General features: G+C 72.7%; 17 protein-coding genes. 16 read left to right on the forward strand and 1 reads right to left on the reverse strand.

Going from position 1 to position 19,610, the window contains the following annotated elements; translation table 11 throughout:
• Nucleotides 1–473, forward strand: a 473-nt coding sequence (locus tag HZZ10_RS14935) for a C40 family peptidase (protein ID WP_179914108.1), incomplete at its 5' end; no start/stop codon positions are given.
• 159 nt (nt 474–632) lie between these two features.
• Here HZZ10_RS14935 and HZZ10_RS14940 read toward each other — a convergent pair.
• Nucleotides 633–1,130, reverse strand: a complete 498-nt coding sequence (locus HZZ10_RS14940; protein ID WP_179914109.1) for an inorganic diphosphatase — start codon at nt 1,128–1,130, stop codon at nt 633–635.
• A gap of 273 nt (nt 1,131–1,403) precedes the next feature.
• Between HZZ10_RS14940 and dacB the strand changes: the two genes are divergently transcribed.
• The 15 genes from dacB to HZZ10_RS15020 all read left to right on the forward strand — a co-directional run bounded on the left by dacB (nt 1,404) and on the right by HZZ10_RS15020 (nt 19,532).
• Entirely contained in the window at nt 1,404–2,804 is a 1,401-nt protein-coding gene (gene dacB / locus HZZ10_RS14945) for a D-alanyl-D-alanine carboxypeptidase/D-alanyl-D-alanine endopeptidase (RefSeq protein WP_228087649.1), read from the forward strand.
• Nucleotides 2,801–3,907, forward strand: a complete 1,107-nt coding sequence (locus tag HZZ10_RS14950) for an Rv3626c family coenzyme F420 biosynthesis-associated protein (protein ID WP_179914111.1) — start codon at nt 2,801–2,803, stop codon at nt 3,905–3,907. Before dacB ends, HZZ10_RS14950 begins: the two co-directional genes overlap by 4 nt.
• Before the next feature lie 15 nt (nt 3,908–3,922).
• On the forward strand, nt 3,923–4,945 hold the full coding sequence (gene tilS, locus HZZ10_RS14955) for a tRNA lysidine(34) synthetase TilS (RefSeq protein ID WP_179914112.1): 1,023 nt from the start codon (nt 3,923–3,925) through the stop codon (nt 4,943–4,945).
• Between the two features lie 17 nt (nt 4,946–4,962).
• A complete protein-coding gene (gene hpt, locus HZZ10_RS14960; RefSeq protein WP_012868174.1) occupies nt 4,963–5,517 on the forward strand; it encodes a hypoxanthine phosphoribosyltransferase in 555 nt (184 codons plus the stop codon).
• A 172-nt stretch (nt 5,518–5,689) separates the two neighbouring features.
• Nucleotides 5,690–7,762, forward strand: coding sequence for an ATP-dependent zinc metalloprotease FtsH (ftsH, locus tag HZZ10_RS14965; RefSeq protein ID WP_179914113.1), 2,073 nt, complete (start codon nt 5,690–5,692; stop codon nt 7,760–7,762).
• Nucleotides 7,759–8,367 carry a GTP cyclohydrolase I FolE gene (gene folE / locus HZZ10_RS14970; RefSeq protein WP_179914114.1) on the forward strand — a complete coding sequence of 203 codons (609 nt, stop codon included), beginning with the start codon at nt 7,759–7,761 and terminating at the stop codon, nt 8,365–8,367. Before ftsH ends, folE begins: the two co-directional genes overlap by 4 nt.
• Nucleotides 8,368–8,378: 11 nt before the next feature.
• Nucleotides 8,379–9,425 (forward strand): dihydropteroate synthase, encoded by a 1,047-nt coding sequence (gene folP / locus HZZ10_RS14975; RefSeq protein ID WP_056128022.1) that lies wholly within the window; start codon nt 8,379–8,381, stop codon nt 9,423–9,425.
• Entirely contained in the window at nt 9,422–12,997 is a 3,576-nt protein-coding gene (gene folK / locus HZZ10_RS19650; RefSeq protein WP_228087652.1) for a 2-amino-4-hydroxy-6-hydroxymethyldihydropteridine diphosphokinase, read from the forward strand. The genes folP and folK overlap by 4 nt, the downstream gene beginning before the upstream one ends.
• Nucleotides 12,997–13,479 carry a DUF3180 domain-containing protein gene (locus HZZ10_RS14990; protein WP_179914115.1) on the forward strand — a complete coding sequence of 161 codons (483 nt, stop codon included), beginning with the start codon at nt 12,997–12,999 and terminating at the stop codon, nt 13,477–13,479. The genes folK and HZZ10_RS14990 overlap by 1 nt, the downstream gene beginning before the upstream one ends.
• Nucleotides 13,463–13,987: a PH domain-containing protein gene (locus HZZ10_RS14995; protein ID WP_082543729.1), complete on the forward strand. Its 525-nt coding sequence runs from the start codon at nt 13,463–13,465 to the stop codon at nt 13,985–13,987. Before HZZ10_RS14990 ends, HZZ10_RS14995 begins: the two co-directional genes overlap by 17 nt.
• Nucleotides 13,984–15,459, forward strand: coding sequence for a PH domain-containing protein (locus tag HZZ10_RS15000; protein ID WP_179914116.1), 1,476 nt, complete (start codon nt 13,984–13,986; stop codon nt 15,457–15,459). Before HZZ10_RS14995 ends, HZZ10_RS15000 begins: the two co-directional genes overlap by 4 nt.
• Nucleotides 15,456–16,394: a Rossmann-like and DUF2520 domain-containing protein gene (locus HZZ10_RS15005; RefSeq protein WP_056128038.1), complete on the forward strand. Its 939-nt coding sequence runs from the start codon at nt 15,456–15,458 to the stop codon at nt 16,392–16,394. The genes HZZ10_RS15000 and HZZ10_RS15005 overlap by 4 nt, the downstream gene beginning before the upstream one ends.
• Nucleotides 16,394–17,386 (forward strand): pantoate--beta-alanine ligase, encoded by a 993-nt coding sequence (gene panC, locus HZZ10_RS15010; RefSeq protein ID WP_179914117.1) that lies wholly within the window; start codon nt 16,394–16,396, stop codon nt 17,384–17,386. The genes HZZ10_RS15005 and panC overlap by 1 nt, the downstream gene beginning before the upstream one ends.
• On the forward strand, nt 17,383–17,838 hold the full coding sequence (gene panD, locus HZZ10_RS15015; RefSeq protein WP_056128043.1) for an aspartate 1-decarboxylase: 456 nt from the start codon (nt 17,383–17,385) through the stop codon (nt 17,836–17,838). Before panC ends, panD begins: the two co-directional genes overlap by 4 nt.
• Nucleotides 17,835–19,532 carry an L-aspartate oxidase gene (locus HZZ10_RS15020; RefSeq protein ID WP_179914118.1) on the forward strand — a complete coding sequence of 566 codons (1,698 nt, stop codon included), beginning with the start codon at nt 17,835–17,837 and terminating at the stop codon, nt 19,530–19,532. The genes panD and HZZ10_RS15020 overlap by 4 nt, the downstream gene beginning before the upstream one ends.
• The last annotated feature ends 78 nt before the right edge of the window (nt 19,533–19,610 follow it).

A 19,610-nucleotide genomic window follows, 5' to 3' on the forward strand; every position in this document is an offset into this window, starting at 1 on the left:
TCGTCACCCCGCCCGTCGTGACGCCTCCTGTCGTGACCCCGCCCGTGGTCAAGCCCCCCGTCACGCCGCCGCCGTCGACAGGTGGCAGCTGGCGCGGCAGCGCCGCGCAGGGCCAGGCGGCCGTCGACTGGGCGAAGACCCAGACCGGTCTGCCCTACGTCTGGGGTGCCAACGGACCGAGCGCCTACGACTGCTCGGGCCTCACCTCGAAGGCCTGGGGCAACGCCGGTCTCTCGATCCGCCGGACCTCGCGCGACCAGTACACGCAGTCGGCCAAGGTGAGCCTCGACGCCATGCGTCCGGGCGACCTGGTCTTCTGGGCCTCGAACCCCAACGACCCGTCGACCATCTTCCACGTGGCCATGTACGCCGGCAACGGCCAGATCGTCGAGGCCGCCGAGCCCGGCGTCCCCTCCCGCGTGACGCACATGCGCTGGAACAAGACGCTCGTCCCCGTCGCCGGTCGCCCCTGACCGATCCGGGCCTCTGCAGGCATCTGCGGGCATCTGCCCAGCACAGCAGGTACGACGAAGGGCGGCTCCCGCGGGAGCCGCCCTTCGTCGTACCTGCTGCGTGTCGTACCTGCTGTGCTCTGGTGCTGCGCGAGCCGGGGTCACCGGCCCGCGGCGGCCTCAGTGGTTGTAGTAGCCCGCGTCCTTGGCCCGCTGGAAGGAGCGCTCGATCTCTGCCTCGGCCTCGGCCTTGCCGGTCCAGTGGGCGCCCTCGACGGACTTGCCCGGCTCGAGGTCCTTGTAGACCTCGAAGAAGTGCTGGACCTCGAGACGGTGGAAGTCCGAGACGTCGTCGATGTCCTGGCGCCACGCGGCGCGCTGGTCGCCCGTCGGCACGCAGAGGACCTTGTCGTCGCCGCCGGCCTCGTCGCGCATGCGGAACATGCCGAGCGCGCGGCAGCGGATCAGGCAACCGGGGAAGGTCGGCTCCTCGAGCAGGACGAGCGCGTCGAGCGGGTCGCCGTCCTCGCCGAGCGTGCCCTCGATGAACCCGTAGTCGTCCGGGTACCGCGTAGAGGTGAAGAGCATGCGGTCCAGACGGATGCGACCGGTCTGGTGGTCGACCTCGTACTTGTTGCGCTGACCCTTGGGGATCTCGATCGTGACGTCGAACTCCACTGTTCTTTCCTCCAGTAGCACCGTTCCCGTGGCAGACGGTGCGCCGGGGAGTGCGGTCGTGATGCGGCCTGTCGACAGGCCGACGGTCGGTGTGTCCACTCGCCAGGGTAGACGACAACCTGTCGGATCGGGGTGGGAGATCGCCCGAGGTGCCCTGAGTGACCTAGTCTGACCGCACGGTGTGCGCGAGAGCACGCCACGGCGCCCACGCGAGCGAGTGCGGGACGCCGGCAGCCGCGAGACCGACCAGAGGACACGACGAGCATGGCGCTGATGGCCCGAGTAGTCACGGGGACTGTCGCGGCAGCCCTCGTCGTCACGGGTGGGTATGCCTGGGCCGACATCCACGACTTCGTCCCCGGCATCCTCACGATCGGCCCAGAGCCCGCCCCGCCGGCCCCGTTCCCGACAGCCCCGGGAGCCACCCTCGGTGCTGCGCCCACGAGCGTGGTCAGCACCCTCGACCCTGCCGCGCCGACGCCCGGGGCCGCGGCGCTGCAGGCAGCCGTCGACGCCGTCGTGGCAGACCCTCGCCTCGGTCCCTCTGTCGGGGTCGTCGTCTCGGACGCGCTGACCGGCGAGGTCCTCGCCTCCTCGACCCCGGGCACGCCACGGGTCCCGGCGTCGATCCAGAAGCTCTTCACGGCCGCCGCGGCGCTGAGCACCCTCGACCCCGACTCAGTCCTGACCACCACGGTGACGCAGGCTGCGTCAGGGCGGCTCACGCTGGTCGGCGGCGGAGACATGATGCTCGCTGCCGGTGCGGGCGACCCCGCAGCCGTCAACGGGCGTGCCGGGCTCGACGACCTCGCGGCGCAGGTCGCCGAGACCCTCAGGCTCACCGGCGGCACGACGGTCCAGCTCACGCTCGACGACTCGCTCTTCACGGGATCGGCGACGGGCCCCTGGGCCGACGACATCCCGGGCCTGGGCTTCGCGGCACCGGTCGCCGCCGTCGCCGTGGACACCGGGCGGCTCAGCGCGGGGGAGTACGCGCCGCGGACCGACGACCCGGCCATGGCCGCCGCACGCACCTTCGCCGCGGCCCTCGGCCAGCACGGCGTCACGGTCGAGGGCGAGCCGACCCGTGGGACGTCGGGGGCTGGCGACACCGTCCTCGGATCGGTCGACTCCGCACCCCTCGGCCAGGTGGTCGAGTACTTCTTGCACACCTCGGACAACACCATCACCGAGGTGGTCGGCCGGCTCGTCGCGATCGAGGCCGGTCTCCCGGCGTCCTTCGGGGGCGCGACCCAGGCCGTCGCCCAGCAGCTCGACAGGCTGGGGGTCGACACCGAGGGCCTCACGCTCGCCGACGCGAGCGGGCTCGGTGACGGGTCCAGGGCCTCGGCGACGACGCTGGCAGAGCTCCTCGCCGTGATGTCGAGCCCGTCGCACCCCGAGCTGCGGACCGTCATGACGGGCATGCCCGTCGCCGCGCTCGACGGGACGCTGAGCGACCGCTTCGTGGCGACCGACGCCGCAGGGCTCGTGCGGGCCAAGACCGGCAGCCTCCCCGGGGTCACCTCCCTCGCCGGGAACCTGCTCACGGACGACGGTCGCGAGCTGTTGTTCGTCGTCATGGCCGACCAGGCCCCCGGACCCGGGCAGTGGGACGCCCGGGCCGCGATCGACGGCTTCGTGGCTGCACTGACGGACTGCGGCTGCCGATGAGCCAGCAGGACCAGCAGCCTGGGAGGCAGGCCCGCGAGCTCGTCGACTGGGAGGACGCTGCCCAGATCGCCGGCAGGCTCGCGAGCCCCGGACCTGTCGCGAGCCGGGACGATCTCGAGGCCCTCGTCGCGTCGCTGCGCGGGGCCGCGGCCCGGGCCGTCGACCCGGTCCTGGAGATCACCCGGATGACCGCGGCCGATGGTCGCGACCTCTCCGCGACCGGGCTCTCCGGGGTCCTCGTCCTCGACAGGCCGGGATGGGCCCGGGCGAGCGCCCGCTCGATGCAGTCGATGACCGCCGGTGCGCTGCGCCTGCCGACCCGGACCGTCCCGCTCGCCGCCGAGCTCCTCGCGAGTGCCGAGGTCGGCGCGACCCTCGCGCTGCTCTCGACCAAGATCCTCGGCCAGTTCGACCCCTTCGGCCCTGCCGACGGCAACCTGCTGCTGGTCGCACCGAACGTGCTCCAGACCGAGCGGGACCTGCGCGTGCGCCCCGAGGACTTCAGGCTCTGGGTGTGCCTGCACGAGCAGACGCACGCCCTCCAGACCGCGGCTGCGCCGTGGATCGCCGACCACCTCCGCGCGAAGACGCAGACGCTCCTCGCGGACCTCAGCACCAGCACGAGCGACCTCCGGCAGGCACCCGCCCGACTCCTCGGCGCGGCACGCGCGGTCGTCTCGGCCGTGCGGGGCACGACGGGGCCCGACGGGCAGACGCTGTCTCTCGTCGACGGCGTGCTGACCCCCACGCAGCGCCAGGCCCTCGACGAGGTCGGCGCCGTCATGGCTCTGCTCGAGGGGCACGCCGACGTGGCCATGGACGCCGTCGGCAGCTCGGTCGTGCCCACGGTCCGCAGCATCCGCCGGAAGTTCAGCGCCCGCCGCTCGGCCGGCGGCACCAGCACACCTGACCGGGTCCTGCGCAGGCTCCTCGGCATGGACGCGAAGATGGCGCAGTACCGCGACGGCGCGGCCTTCGTCCGGGGCGTCACGCGCGTCGTCGGGACCGACGGTGTCAACGCCGTCTGGAGCGGACCCGACGCCCTGCCCTCCCCGCGCGAGATCGCCGACCCCGTCGCGTGGGTCCGTCGTGTGCACGGCTGAGCCAGGCGCCCTCGGGTGAGCGGACCGCCACGGGCCGTCGCCCTCGCGCGGCTGCACGTGCGTGCAGCTCTCGCGCCGCTGGCCGTCGAGCACCCGGGTGCCCTGGTGCTGGTCGCGTGCTCGGGCGGCGCCGACTCGCTCGCGCTGGCCGCCACGACAGCCTTCGTCGCGCCGCGGCTCGGTCTGCGCGCCGGGGCCGTCGTGGTCGACCACCGGCTCCAGGACGGCAGCGACCAGGTGGCAGCGGACGCCGCCGCCCGCTGCCGCGCGCTCGGGCTCGACCCCGTCGAGGTACGCACCGTCCAGGTGGCCCGGGGCCCGGGGTCCGGCGGACCCGAGGGTGCGGCCCGCGACGCCCGCTACGCGGCGCTGGGGGAGGCTGCCGACCAGAGGGGGGCCGTCGCCGTCCTGCTCGGCCACACCGCGGACGACCAGGCGGAGTCTGTGCTGCTCGGGCTGGCCCGCGGGTCCGGGGCGCGGTCGCTCTCGGGCATGCGCGCCGAGGTCGGGCGCCTGCGCAGACCGCTGCTCGCCCTGCGGCGCTCCGAGACCGAAGAAGTCTGCAGCGCAGCCGGGGTCGACTGGTGGACCGACCCGACCAACGCCGGGGACGGTCCTGACGCCCCGCTGCGGTCGAGGGTGCGGGCCACGGTCCTGCCGCTGCTCGACGACGTGCTCGGACCTGGCGTCGTGGACGCCCTCGTCCGCACGGCCGACCAGCTGCACGACGACGACGCCGCGCTGTCGGCCCTGGCCCGAGATCTGCTGTCCGCGGCGCTCGTCGACGAGGACGGTCCGGGCCGCGTGCTCCTCGACGTCGCGGTCCTCGAGGCCGCGCTCCCGGCGCTGCGGACCCGGGCGCTGCGCCTGGCGGCGCTCGCCGCAGGGTGCCCGGCGGGAGCCCTCGGTCGGGAGCACGTGCTGAGCCTCGACGGGCTCCTGACGCGCTGGCGCGGGCAGGGCCCTCTCCACCTGCCGGGGGGCGTCACGGCCACCAGGGTGTGTGGCAGGCTTGTCCTCGAACCCCCCCACCACTGACTCAAGGAGCCCTCCCCGTGGGATCTGCCCAGGCTGGCGACATCCATCACATCCTGCTGAGCGAGGAGGAGATCGCTGCGAAGCTCGACGAGCTCGCGCTGCGCATCGACGCCGACTACGCAGGCAAGGACCTCCTGCTCGTCGGGGTCCTCAAGGGCGCCGTCATGGTGATGGCCGACCTCTCGCGCCGCATCGAGCACCAGGGTGTCGAGATGGACTGGATGGCCGTGTCGTCCTACGGCTCCGGCACCAAGTCCTCGGGTGTCGTGCGCATCCTCAAGGACCTCGACGCCGACCTCTCCGGCCGCCACGTCCTCATCGTCGAAGACATCATCGACTCCGGCCTGACGCTGTCCTGGCTGATCTCCAACCTGCGCAGCCGGGGGCCTGCGTCGGTCGAGGTCGCCGCGATGCTGCGCAAGCCCGACGCCGCCAAGGTCGAGGTCGACGTCCGCTACGTGGGCTTCGACATCCCCAACGAGTTCGTCGTCGGCTACGGCCTCGACTACGCCGAGAAGTACCGCACGCTGCCCTTCGTGGGCACGCTCGCGCCGCACGTCTACGAGAGCTGAGCCGAGCGCTGCCGAGCAGCGCAGGCACCACCCCTGACCCCTCCGGTCGGCCCCGATCGTCCTGCCCTGGGCGAACAGGCCTGGTCGGAGGGGTCAATCTTCAGGGTCGCCGTGTATTTTCGACGACGTACCAGTGTGCGAGCGGAAGGATGCGGGGCGTGCCCCGTCGTCGATGAACATGAAACGCATTGTGAGCGGACCGTTCCTGTGGATCGTCCTCGGTCTGGTGATCGTCGGCTTCGCCCTCAGCACGCTGTTCGGTGAGAAGGTCTCCAAGATCGACACCTCGGACGGGCTCACGCTCCTCGCGGGGGACACTGTCGAGCAGGCCCTCGTCGTCGACGGAGACCAGCGCGTCAGGCTGACGCTGACCGAGCCCTTCACGGTCGACGGCGACGACAAGGGCAAGAGCGTCGAGTTCTACTACGTCGAGCCCCAGGGCGAGCAGGTCGTCGACGCTGTCGTCAAGGCCGACCCCGAGAAGGGCTACAACTCCGAGGTGGCCCGAGCCGGCTTCCTCTCGTCGATGCTCTCGATCATCATCCCGTTCCTCATCATCGGCGTGATCTTCTACTTCATCCTCTCGCGCATGCAGGGCGGCGGCTCGCGCGTCATGGGCTTCGGCAAGTCGAAGGCCAAGCTCGCGACCAAGGACACCCCGCAGGTGACCTTCGCCGACGTGGCCGGTGCTGACGAGGCCGTCGAAGAGCTCCGCGAGATCCAGGAGTTCCTCTCAGAGCCCGCCAAGTTCCAGGCCGTCGGTGCCAAGATCCCCAAGGGCGTGCTGCTCTACGGCCCTCCCGGGACCGGTAAGACCCTGCTGGCCCGCGCCGTCGCCGGCGAGGCCGGCGTCCCGTTCTACTCGATCTCCGGATCGGACTTCGTCGAGATGTTCGTCGGTGTCGGTGCCTCCCGTGTCCGCGACCTGTTCGCGCAGGCCAAGGAGAGCGCCCCGGCGATCATCTTCGTCGACGAGATCGACGCCGTCGGCCGGCACCGTGGTGCCGGCATGGGCGGCGGCCACGACGAGCGCGAGCAGACGCTCAACCAGCTCCTCGTCGAGATGGACGGTTTCGACGTCAAGGCGAACGTCATCCTCATCGCCGCGACCAACCGCCCGGACATCCTCGACCCCGCCCTGCTGCGGCCGGGTCGTTTCGACAGGCAGATCGCCGTCGAGGCCCCCGACCTCCAGGGCCGCGCCGACATCCTCGCCGTGCACGCCAAGGGCAAGCCGATCGTCGAGGGCGTCGACCTGCGCGCCGTCGCCCGTCGGACCCCCGGGTTCTCGGGCGCCGACCTCGCGAACGTCCTCAACGAGGCCGCGCTGCTCACAGCACGCAGCGGAGCCCAGCTGATCGACGACCGCGCCCTCGACGAGGCGATCGACCGCGTGATCGCGGGACCGCAGAAGCGCACCCGCATCATGAACATCAAGGAGCAGAAGATCACGGCGTACCACGAGGGTGGTCACGCCCTGGTCGCCGCTGCGATGCGCTACACGGACCCCGTCACCAAGGTGACGATCCTGCCGCGCGGCCGCGCCCTCGGCTACACGATGGTCATGCCGTCGGAGGACAAGTACTCGACCACCCGCAACGAGCTGCTCGACCAGCTCGCCTACGCGATGGGTGGCCGCGTCGCCGAAGAGCTCGTCTTCCACGACCCGACCACGGGTGCGTCGAACGACATCGAGAAGGCGAGCGCCACAGCCCGCAAGATGGTCACCGAGTTCGGCATGAGCGAGCGCCTCGGTGCGATCAAGCTCGGGCAGAGCGCCGGCGAGCCGTTCATGGGCCGCGACATGGGGCACCAGCGCGACTACTCCGAGGCTGTCGCCGGGACCGTCGACCACGAGGTGCGTCGCCTGGTCGAGGCTGCGCACGACGAGGCGTGGTCCGTCCTCGTGGAGTACCGCGACGTGCTCGACCACCTGGTCCTCGAGCTCCTCGAGAAGGAGACGCTCAACCAGGCCGAGCTCGCCGCCATCTTCGAGCCCGTCGTCAAGCGCGAGCCGCGCGAGGTGTGGCTCTCGAGCGAGCAGCGCGCCGTCTCCGACCGCGGACCCGTCCTCACCGAGGCCGAGAAGGCCGTCCAGGGTGACGCCCCGGTGATCCCCGAGGACGAGGCCGCCGCAGCCCGCGACGAGCACCCGGCCGAGGCCGTGGGCGAGGTCCCGCCGGGCGGGACCGTCGGACCTGTCGACCTCGCCAAGCCCGGCGCGAGCGACGAGACGGGCGCATGAGCGACGTGACGGACGAGAGCGGCGTGCACGCCGAGCACGCGCCGGTCGACCTCCCGCGCGCCGCCGCGGCGGTCCGCGAGCTCTTGATCGCCGTCGGCGAGGACCCGGACCGTGAAGGCCTGCTGGACACCCCGGCCCGGGTCGCCCGGGCCTACGCCGAGACCTTCGCAGGGCTCCGGCAGGACCCGGCCGACGTGCTCAACGCGGTCTTCGACATCGGCCACGAAGAGATGATCCTCGTGCGCGACATCGAGGTGTACTCCACCTGCGAGCACCACCTGGTGCCCTTCCACGGGGTCGCCCACGTCGGCTACATCCCCGGGGTCGACGGTCGGGTCACCGGGCTGAGCAAGCTGGCCCGCCTGGTCGACGTCTTCGCCAAGCGCCCGCAGGTCCAGGAACGTCTGACCGCGCAGGTCGCCGACGCGCTCGTCGAGCACCTGGCGCCGCGCGGCGTGATCGTCGTGATCGAGTGCGAGCACCTGTGCATGTCGATGCGCGGCGTGCGCAAGCCTGGCTCGCGGACCGTCACCTCTGCGGTCCGTGGCCAGATGCGCGAGGCCGCCACCCGGGCTGAGGCCATGAGCCTCATCGTCGGGCGCTGACGGCCCAGGCCATGCCTCTGCCGACGAACGCCGGCTCCACGGCCCTACCGGGTCCGGAGCCGCTGCCCGCGTCCCTGCGAGGGCGTGACCGGACCCTCGTCATGGGTGTCGTGAACGTGACCCCTGACTCGTTCTCCGACGGCGGCGAGTGGTTCGAGCCCGGGGCAGCGATCCGTCACGGACGCGAGCTGCTGGCCGAGGGCGCCGACGTCCTCGACGTCGGCGGTGAGTCGACGCGTCCGGGGTCGGCGCGGGTGAGCGTCGAGGACGAGCTCGCGCGGGTGCTGCCCGTGGTGCACGCGCTCGCCGCCGAGGGTGCCGTCATCTCGGTCGACACGACCCGGGCCGTCGTCGCCGAGCAGGCCGTCGCCGCGGGTGCGCTCGTCGTCAACGACGTCTCGGGTGGCCTCGCCGACCCCGCCATGGCTGAGGTCGTCGCACGGACCGGGGTCGTCTACGTCGTCATGCACTGGCGTGGGCACGCCGACGTCATGGACAGCCTCGAGCACTACGACGACGTGGTCCTCGACGTCCGCCGCGAGCTCGCCGAGCGGGTCGACGCCCTCGTCGCCGCAGGCGTGCGCCGCGAGCAGCTCGTCGTCGACCCCGGGCTCGGCTTCTCCAAGGCCGGGTCGGCCAACTGGCCGCTGCTCGCCGGGCTCGACGAGCTCGCGTCGCTCGGTCTCCCAGTGCTCGTCGGAGCCTCGCGCAAGAGGTTCCTCGGGCACCTGCTCGCAGGCGCGGACGGGGAGCCTGTCGCTCCGCTCGAGCGTGACCACGCGACAGCCGCCGTGAGCGCCCTCGCGGCCGCAGCGGGCGCCTGGTGCGTGCGCGTCCACGAGGTGAAGAGCACAGCAGACGCCGTCCGGGTTGCCCAGGCATGGGTCGGTGCCGGACGATCACTGGACCGCTCGGGGACACCCGGGCCAGATCTTCCTGGAGGCGGGACCGTGCTCGACGACGAGCGCGGCGCCGTAGACCAGGCTCCGGGCGCCGCGGCGCCGCACGACCACACGACAGCACCACGACGGACGACGAAGGACGGGGAGAGCGCATGAGCACCTTGGTGCAACGATCGGTCCTGGACGCGAGCGGCTTCCCGCTCGACCAGATCCAGATCCTCGGGATCGCGGCACGAGGCTTCCACGGCGTGCTCGAGAGCGAGCGCGAGGCGGGCCAGGACTTCAGCGCCGACGTGACCCTCTACCTCGACACCCGTGCGGCTGCGCGGGACGACGACCTCGACGAGACCGTGAACTACGCGCTCGTCGCCCAGGACGTCGTCGACATCCTCACCGGTGCCCCGGTCGACCTCATCGAGACCGTCGCGGAGCAGATCGCCGCAGCGATCCTCGACCGCCCGCTCGTGGCCTCGGTCGACGTCACCGTGCACAAGCCGCAGGCCCCGATCCCCGTGCCTTTCTCCGACGTGACCGTGACGATCAACCGCGACAGGCTCAACGTGCCCGTGGTCGCGTCGCCGGTCGCCCCTGCACTCGACGAGATCCCGCTGGTAGACCGTGCCGCTGAGCCCGTGGCCCTGCCGGTCGAGGGCGATGCGCCGCAGCCCGTCCCGGGGCTCCCCGCCGGGGTCGAGGAGCCTGCCGTCGCGCTCACGGCGCTGCCGGCCGTCGTGCCTGCCCCGGCCGATCTCCCCGAGGCCTTCGAGCCCGTCGCGCTCCGGGTCGACGAGGTCGACCACGCACCCGAGGCCGAGGCGCCGCAGCCGTCGGCCAACCCGACGCTCGACCTGCCCCTCGGGGTCCTCACGGCTCCGGTCGCCGCCCGCGAGGCCGACCCCGCGAGCTACGGCGAGTCCGAGCTTCACCTCGAGTCCGACCTGGTCCACGAGGGTGAAGAGACGTCTGAGGACTCTGCGCCTGCGTCGCCTGCAGGCACCGCGAGTGCTGGTGCACCGTCTGGTCTGCCGGAGGTCGCCGCCGTCCCGCCCCTCGACGAGGCAGCCCTCGCCGAGCAGGCACGCCTCTCGGAGGAGGTCCGCAGGCCTGAGGTCTTCGGTCTGCGTCCGCGCACCGAGGTGCACGACAGGTCTGAGCCGAGCGTCAGCCCCGCCGTCGACCCTGAGGACGACGTCCGCGGGACGTCGACGGGCCAGGACGCCGAGCCGGCACAGGATGCCGTGGACGAGACGGTCGACGTCACCTCGTCGGCCGCTGCACCGGACGAGGCCGAGGTCCCTCCAGCACACGAGGGCCTGGAGACCGACGAGAGCGCTCGAGCCGCCGGTGATGCACCCGCCGTGGACGGGCGAACCGTCGGCACGACGGGTGAGGAGCCCACAGCGACCGAGCGTCCTGGCGGGCGTCAGCCGAGTGCCGCCTTCTTCGCCGCGGCGAGCGCCGCGGTGCTCAACGCGAGCCGTGAGCGCGCCCCGCTGAGCTTCGAAGAGCTGCTCAACCCGACTGCTGCCACAGCGCCGTCGGAGGTCGCAGCCTCGGAGCAGGCTCCGGATGCAGATGCAGATGCAGATGCAGCCGCAGTCGCGTCGCGCCGCGACGAGAGCTCGGCTGTGGAGCCGACCCAGGTGGTGCCGACGTCACCGGGCGACGAGGACGGCGCCCGCGACGACGCAGCTGACGAGACTGACCACGAGCACGGCGCTCCGACCGACGCTGCGGGTCTCGTCTCCGCGGACGAGGACGATACAGAAGCCGAGACCGCCCACGGCGAGCCTGTTCACCACGAGGCTGCGTACGAGCAGGTAGCGCACGAGCAGCCAGCGCACGACGAGACTGCGCACGAGCAGCCAGCGCACGACGAGACTGCGCACGAGCAGCCAGCGCACGACGAGGCTGAGCACGACGACGCTGCTCACCACATCGCTGGTCTCGACGGCTCGCCGCACTCGGGTGCGGCGGCTGAGGAGACGGCCGTCGGCTCTGCGCCTGAGGATGCTGATACCCCGCCCTCCGAGGCCGGAGACAGTGCACGCCTCGACGAGACCCAGGTCATGGCCCCGGTCCGCGACGAGCTCGTGAGCGCGGCGGTCGTCGAGCAGGACGGTGACGGCGACGTCTACGCCCCTGACGACGACCACGCCGAGCAGGTCACGTCTCCTGCCTCGGAGGACGACGCACCCTACGTGCCGGAGTTCGCCCTGGCGCCACTGGCCCCGTTCACCCCGCCGACCGCGGTCGTTCCGACCGAGGCTGAGCAGCAGACTGTGCCCGGGTGGACACCTGAGCACAGAACCGACGAGGCGCAGACCGGTGCGCTCGACACTCACGGGATCCCTGCCGACACCGACGAGGCCCTGACCGGCTCCGGTGAGGCCTGGTCCGAGGATCTCGGCTCGGACCGGACGAGCATCGACGAGCACACAGAGCACACAGAGCACACCGAGCACACCGAGCAGACCGAGCAGACCGAGCACACCGAGCACCTCGACCACACCGAGGACGCCGGAGACGACGACAGCGTCGACGGCGAGGACGGTCACCTCGCTGCTGACGACTCTCCCGCGGCTGAGGCGTCCGAGCCCGAGCGCACCGGCAGCGGGTCTGTGCCCGAGGCTCCCGCCGTCGACCACGAGTCGGCAGTAGACCAGCTGACGACCCCGACGGCGCCGGTCCCCGTCGTCACGGCGACCCCGGGCGAGGGCCTGCCGACGGACGAGACCGGTGCTGCGACCTCCGCACCGGCAGGTGTCCCGAGCCTCGGCCTCGGGACCCAGACTGTCGCCGGTCCCTTCGGCGACCTGTCCGAGCCCGAGGACGCGCACCAGATGCCGCTCCAGCTCGACCGCATGGACGCCCGGCCGGACGAGCCTGTCGACGCCGTGCTCGCGCTCGGCGCCAACCTGGGCGACGCCCAGGGCACCCTGCGTCGCGCCGTCGCCGAGCTCGGGACCCTCACCGGGGTCGACGTGGTCGAGGTCGGGCCGCTCGCCCGCACCGCAGCCGTCGGTGGACCCGAGCAGCCCGACTTCCTCAACACCGTCGTGATCGTCCGCACCACCCTCTCGCCGCGCGAGCTGCTGCTCGGCTGCCAGTCGGTCGAGGCCGGCAACGGGCGGGTCCGTGACGTCCGTTGGGGCCCGCGCACCCTCGACATCGACATCGTCGTGTACGGCGACGTCATCGGGTCTGCCCCGGACCTCGAGCTCCCGCACCCTCGCGCCAACGAGCGCGCCTTCGTGCTGGCGCCCTGGGCCCACCTGTCGCCCGATGCGCACCTGCCCGGCCTGGGTGGTGGACCTGTCGCTGCCCTCGCCGCCACGGCCCACGACCGCGAAGGGATCCGCTGGCTGGCCCTCGACTGGTTGCACGACGCCGAGGTCCCCACGGCAGCCCAGGTGCGGCGTCCCGCGACCGTCGCCCCGGCGCTGACCGCCGTGCAGGTCGTCTCGGTCCCTCAGCCCGAGACCGACCAGGCGGTCGACCAGGTGCCCGACGGCGAGGACGCCGGTCAGACGGGGTACCAGCCCGAGGCCGCAGCAACCGCCGGTGCCGTCGAGCCCGATCCCGCCAGCGCCGACCACGAGCACGCCACGGATGGTCTCGCCGGAACTTCTGACGAGGGCTTCGGCTGGCCCGGGGGGCCGCCCGTGATCGAGCACCCCGAGCTGCAGGACGACGACAGCCCGGCCTCGCCGGACCGCCCGGTCTGATGGGGCGCACCCGGTCGTCGACTCTCGCCCTGGTCGCCGCGGCCACGGGTGCTGTGACCTGGGGCGTGCTCAGCCTCCTCGACTCACGCGGCACCCATCTGGCCCCTGTGCTCTGGGTGGTGGCCCCCGTCCTCGTGGTGGTGGCCGCGCTCGTGCTGTGGGCGGCGAGCGCGGTCCGCTCGTTCCTGCGCGGGCGACGTCCCTCGCTCGACCCGATCCGGGCAGCGCGGACCGCTGCGCTCGCCAAGGCGTCGTCGCTGACCGGCGCGCTGCTGGCCGGCTGGTACGCAGGCCAAGCCCTGCTGACCCTCCCGCACCTGCACGTCGAGGCTCAGCAGGGTCGAGCCTGGAGCGCTGGCGCAGCCGCGGTCGCGGCCGTCGTCCTGGCCGTCGCGGGGCTCGTCGCCGAACGGTTCTGCGAGCTCCCGCCCCCGGGAGACGGCGAGCCGACGCAGATGCGAGAAGATGGTGCCCATGACTGACCAGACAGGACCTCGGGGCGTCTCGCCCTTCGACCCCGACGGCATCGAGTGGCAGCGCGTGTCGAGCAGGCTCGCGACGGCGCGCTTCGTGCTGCTCGGGATCTTCCTCGGCCTGCCGCTGGTCGCCCTCGTGGTGCTCGCTGTCCTGCTGCCCCAGGCGGGCCCGTGGTTGTGGGCCTCGGCCGCGGTCCTCGCCGTGGTCGTCGCATGGTCGGCCGCCGTCGTCTCGCGCCAGGTCCGTGCGATCGGCTACGCCGAGCGCGACGACGACCTGCTCATCCGCAAGGGCGTGATGTTCCGCAGCCTCGTCGTGGTCCCGTACGGGCGCATGCAGTTCGTCGACGTGACAGCCGGTCCGCTCGCCCGTCGCCTCGACATCTCCTCCGTCCAGCTGCACACAGCGTCCCCGGGCACCGACGCGACGATCGACGGCCTCCAGCCTGCCGACGCCGCCCGCCTGCGTGACCGCCTGGCGTCGCGCGGCGAGGCCCGGCTGGCGGGACTGTGACCAGCGTCGGACCGAGCGCCGACGACCGCCCGGACACACTAGAGACCGAGCCCGCGGTCGAGACCGGCGCTGACGCCGTCCCGCCGGCCGAGCTCGAGTGGCGGCGCCTGCACCCTGTCACCCCGCTCGTGCGCGGCTGGGCCGTGCTCGCGGTCATCTTGTTCATGGTCGGGCGGCAGTCGATCGAGAGCATGCCCGAGGGCGACATGAGCCTGGCGACGGACCACTGGGGCTTCGTCGTGCTCGGGATCCTCGGTGTGGGGCTCGTCGGCGGGGTCTGGGCCTGGTTGTCCTGGCGCATGACGCGCTACGCCTACGACCGCGACGCCGTCTACGTGCACTCCGGCATCCTCTTCAGGCAGCAGCGCAAGGTCCGCCTCGACAGGCTCCAGGCCGTCGACATCGTCAAGCCTCTGCTTGCACGCTTCTTCGGCCTGGCCGAGCTCAAGCTGAGCGTGGCCGGGGGCGGCGACTCGGGCGCTCGTCTCGGGTTCTTGCGGGACGCGGACGCGAACCAGCTCCGCAACCTGCTGCTCGCCCGTGCGGCCGGGGTCGAGACCGCCGACGGCACAGACCCCGTCGAGGAGGCTCCGGAGAACGCCGTGCTCGAGGTCCCCGTGGGCCGGCTCGTCGGGTCTGTGCTGCTCAACGCCGCGACGATCGTCCTGCTCGTGGGGGTCGTAGCCGCCGTGACGACAGCGATCGTCATCCGTCAGGTGGCCCCGCTGTTCACGGTCCTGCCGATCGTCTTCGGGCTCGGGGCCTACGTGTTCTCGCGCTTCTCCGGCGGCTTCGGCTTCACAGGGGCGATCTCGCCCGACGGGATCCGGCTCCGGCACGGGCTGCTCGAGACGAGGTCACAGACCATCCCTCCGGGGCGGGTCCAGGCGATCCGCATCCAGCAGGGGCTGCTGTGGCGCGCAGCCGGCTGGTGGCGCGTCGAGGTCAACGTGGCCGGCTACGCGGAGTCGACCGACGGAGAGCAGGCCGGAGCCGTGCTCCTGCCCGTCGGCAGCCGCGACGACGCGCTGCGTGCCCTGTGGCTGGTGCTCCCCGACCTAGGCGCCGACGACCCGACGGCCGTGCTCGACGCGCTGCTGAGCGGGTCCGGGGACGATCTCGGCTTCGTCACGAGCCCACGACGGGCGCGCTGGCTCGACCCCCTCGCGTGGCGTCGCAACGGCTACGCGGTGACAGGTCGCGCGCTCCTGATCCGACGCGGTCGTCTCGTCCGCACGGCGGAGGTCGTCCCGCACGAGCGCACGCAGTCCCTCGGCCTCGACCAGGGTCCGCTGCAGCGTCGCCTCGGCCTGACCAGCTTCGTGCTGCACTCGACCCCCGGACCCATCGGTCCGCGTGTGGTCCACCTCGGCGACGACGAGGCCTCGCGCCTGCTCGCCGACCAGGCGTCGCGGGCCCGTGCCGCCCGCACGTCGGCCGGACCGGAGCGATGGATGCAGGCCGCCGGATGAGCGAGACGACAGGGTCCCGGCGCCCCGGACGGCTCGGTGTCGGGATCGTCGGCGCAGGCCGGGTGGGAGCCGTGCTGGGCAACGCGCTGCGCTCGGTCGGCCACGCCGTCGTCGGTGTGTCGGCGATCTCCGAGGCCTCCCGCGAGCGAGCCGGGGCCATGCTGCCCGGTGTCCCGGTCCTCGACGTCCGTGACGTCGTCGAACGCTCCGAGCTCGTGCTGCTCACGGTCCCGGACGACGCCCTCGGGCCGCTCGTGTCGGGTCTGGCCGACCTCGGGGTCTGGCAGCCCGGCCAGATCGTCGTGCACACCTCAGGCCGCTACGGCACCGACGTGCTCGCGCCGGCCCGGGCCCAGGGCGCGATCCCCGTGGCGATCCACCCCGCGATGACCTTCACGGGGACGTCCCTCGACCTCGGCAGGCTCGAGGGGACGACCTTCGCGGTCACGGCGCCGGGGCCCGTCCAGCCGATCGGCCTCGCGCTCGTCGTGGAGATCGGCGGGGAGCCTGTGGTCATCGCCGAAGAAGACCGTGGTCTCTACCACGCAGCCCTCGCGCACGGCGCGAACCACCTCGTGGTGCTCGTCGCGCAGGCGGCGCAGGCGCTCCAGGTCGCCGGGATCGACGACCCGGGCCGCGCGCTCGCGCCGCTGCTGCACGCCGCGCTCGACGGCGCGCTGCGTGCGGCGGACGGCGTGGGAGACCCCGTGCAGACCCTCACCGGGCCCGTCGTGCGCGGTGACGCGGGCACCGTCGAGACGCACCTCACCGAGCTCGCGTCCCTGGCCGCGCACCGCGACGCGACCGACACCGTCGACAGCTATCGCGCCCTCAGCAGGGCAGCCACCGTGCGTGCGCTCGCCGCAGGCCGGATCAAGGACGGGCAGGCGCAGTCCCTGCTCGACGTCCTGAACGCCCCCCAGAAGGAGAACTGATGCTCAGCGGCCATCCCAGGCCAGTCGTGACCACCACCCGCGCGGACCTCGCGCAGGTGCTCGCCCGTCCGTCCGACGCGCCACCGCGCCGCCGCGCCGTCGTCATGACGATGGGTGCTCTGCACGCGGGCCACCTCGAGCTCGTCCGTGAGGCCCGGCGCCTCGCCGACGAGGTGGTCGTGACGATCTTCGTCAACCCCCTGCAGTTCGGCCCGGGGGAGGACCTCGACAGCTATCCCCGGACCCTCGACGCAGACGTCGCGCTGCTCACCTCGGTCGGCGTCGACGTCGTCTTCGCACCGACCCTCGACGAGATGTACCCCGACGGACGCCCGATCGTCAGCGTCACCGCCGGCCGCATCGGCACGGTCCTCGAGGGCGCGTCCCGGCCCGGCCACTTCGACGGGGTGCTGACCGTCGTCCTCAAGCTGCTGCACCTCACCGCGCCCGATGTCGCGGTCTTCGGCGAGAAGGACGCGCAGCAGCTGCTCGCCGTCCGCAGGCTCGTGCACGACCTCGACGTGCCTGTGACGATCCACGGTGTGCCGATCGTCCGCGACGACGACGGCCTCGCGCTGTCCTCGCGCAACGCCTACCTCTCGGCCGAGGAGCGGTCCCGCGCGCTCGCGCTGTCCTCGTCGCTCGCCGCAGGCCGCGACGCCGCGCTCCGTGGCGCCCAGGCCGACGAGGTCCTCGAGACGGCCCGGGGAATGCTCGGGGCTGCCGAGGGCGTTGACGTCGACTACCTGGTGCTCGTCGACCCCGCTACCGTGGACGACGTGCCCCCGGACCACACAGGTCCCGCCCTGCTGCTCGTCGCGGCTCGCGTGGGCACCACGAGGCTCATCGACACCATGGCGGTCGAGCTCGACGGCGCGGTCTCCGACAGCGCCGGCACCGGCCGAACCGGCACCGGCCGATCCGGCGCCGACGGCCCCGCCACCACAGCCAGCACCACCACCCAGCACCGCACCACCGGAGGAACCCCGTGACGTCTCTGCAGCGTCCGATGATGATCGGCAAGATCCACCGCGCGACGGTGACCCAGGCCGACCTGCACTACGTCGGCTCGATCACGATCGACAACCTCCTGCTCGAGGCGGCCGACCTCTACCCGGGCCAGCAGGTCGACGTCGTCGACGTCACCAACGGCTCACGCCTGACCACCTACGTCATCCCCGGCGAGCCGGGCTCCGGCCAGGTCTGCATCAACGGCGCCGCAGCCCACCACGTGCACCCCGGCGACACCGTGATCATCATCGCGTACGGCATGCTCGCCGACGCCGAGGCCCGGCACTACCTCCCGCACGTCGTGTTCGTCGACGAGGACAACCGGATCGTCGAGGTCTCCGACGAGCCCGGTCTGGTCCCGGCAGGCTTCGACCTCGAGCCGAGCGGGCTCGCGATCGCGCCGTTCCAGCAGCCGCACGGCGCGCAGGGGTGACCACCCTCCTCACGACGCTCGCCGCCCCCGACCCCGGGTGGACCACCGAGGCGGACGTCGTCGTGGTCGGCTCGGGCATCGCCGGTCTGACAGCAGCGCTCGAGCTGCGGACCCGCGTCCCGCGCGTCCTGCTCGTCACCAAGGACGCGCTGTCGTCGGGCTCGACGGTCTGGGCCCAGGGCGGCATCGCTGCGGCTCTCGCCCCCGGAGACTCGCCGGCGGCACACCTCGAGGACACCCTGGTGGCCGGTGCAGGCGTCTGCGACCCCGCAGCCGTCGAGGTCCTCGTCACCGAGGGTCCGGCGCGCGTGCGCGAGCTCGTGGCGCTCGGCGCGCTCTTCGACACCGACGGCGGCGGCGAGATGTCCCTGACCCGCGAGGGCGGCCACCACGCCGACCGCATCGCGCACGCGGGCGGAGACGCGACGGGTGCGGAGATCTCCCGCGCTCTCGTGGCCCAGCTCGAGGCGGTGCGCAACGACCCGGGCATCGAGGTGATCGAGCACGCCCTCGTCATCGACCTCCTGACGAGCGCCGGTCCTGTCACCCCGACGAGCCCCGACGGGCTGCGGCGCTCCGTCTGCGGCGTCACCCTGCACGTCAAGGGTGCGGGCAGCCGCGACGGCGTCGGCGCCGTCCGCAGCCGTGCCGTCGTGCTCGCGACAGGAGGGATCGGGCAGTCCTTCATGGCCTCGACGAACCCGCCGCAGGCCACGGGCGACGGCACCGCAGCGGCCCTGCGCGCCGGCGCGACGCTGGGCGACATGGAGTTCGTGCAGTTCCACCCGACGGTGCTCTGGCTGGGCTCGGGCGCCAAGGGGCAGCTGACGCTCGTGTCCGAGGCCGTGCGCGGCGAGGGTGCGTACCTGGTCGACGTCTTCGGTCACAGGTTCATGCCCGCGGTCCACCCCATGGCCGAGCTCGCGCCGCGCGACGTCGTCGCCCACGCCATCGTCCGGCAGATGGCGGCGACAGGCTCCGACCACGTGCTGCTCGACGCCCGCCACCTCGGTGCGGACTTCTTGCGGCGCCGGTTCCCGACGATCACCGAGCGTCTGCTCGAGCAGGGCTTCGACATCACCGAAGAGCCCGTCCCCGTCGCGCCCGCCCAGCACTACCACTCGGGGGGTGTGGTCACGAACCTCGACGGTCGCTCGGCGGTGCGTGGCCTGTACGCCGTCGGCGAGGTCGCCTGCACTGGCGTGCACGGCGCCAACAGGCTCGCGTCCAACTCGCTGCTCGAGGGCCTGGTCTTCGCGCACCGCGCCGCCGAGGACATCGCGAGCAGGATGGCAGCCGGCGAGCTGCCGCTGCTCGATCCGGTCCCGCGCCCAGGGCCCACGGGCCTCGTCATGGCCGCGAGCCGGACACGGATCCAGCGGGTCACCTCGACGGGCAGCGGCGTGATCCGCTCGGCGGAGAGCCTCGCCGTGGCCGCCGAGAAGCTGGCCTCGGTCCGCACCGACGCGAACCTTCCCGAGGCTGTGGCCGGGGACCTCAGCGCGCAGCCGCAGACCGCCGAGTGGGAGACGAGCAACGTGCACCAGGTGTCGACGGTCCTCACCGCGACGGCAGCACGCCGCGAGGAGAGCCGCGGCGGTCACTTCCGCTCCGACTTCCCCGAGCGCGACGCGGCCTGGGAGCGCCGCGTCGTCGCCTCGCTCGCCGAGGACGGGACGCTGCTCGTCGACTGACGCCGGTGCGCTGACCAGCGTCGGCTACCGTGGGCGCGTGACTTCAGCAGCCCCCGAGAACCAGCCCACCGTCGGCGC

It is taken from the genome of Sanguibacter inulinus (assembly GCF_013415325.1).
In the GTDB taxonomy this organism is placed as follows: domain Bacteria; phylum Actinomycetota; class Actinomycetes; order Actinomycetales; family Cellulomonadaceae; genus Sanguibacter; species Sanguibacter inulinus.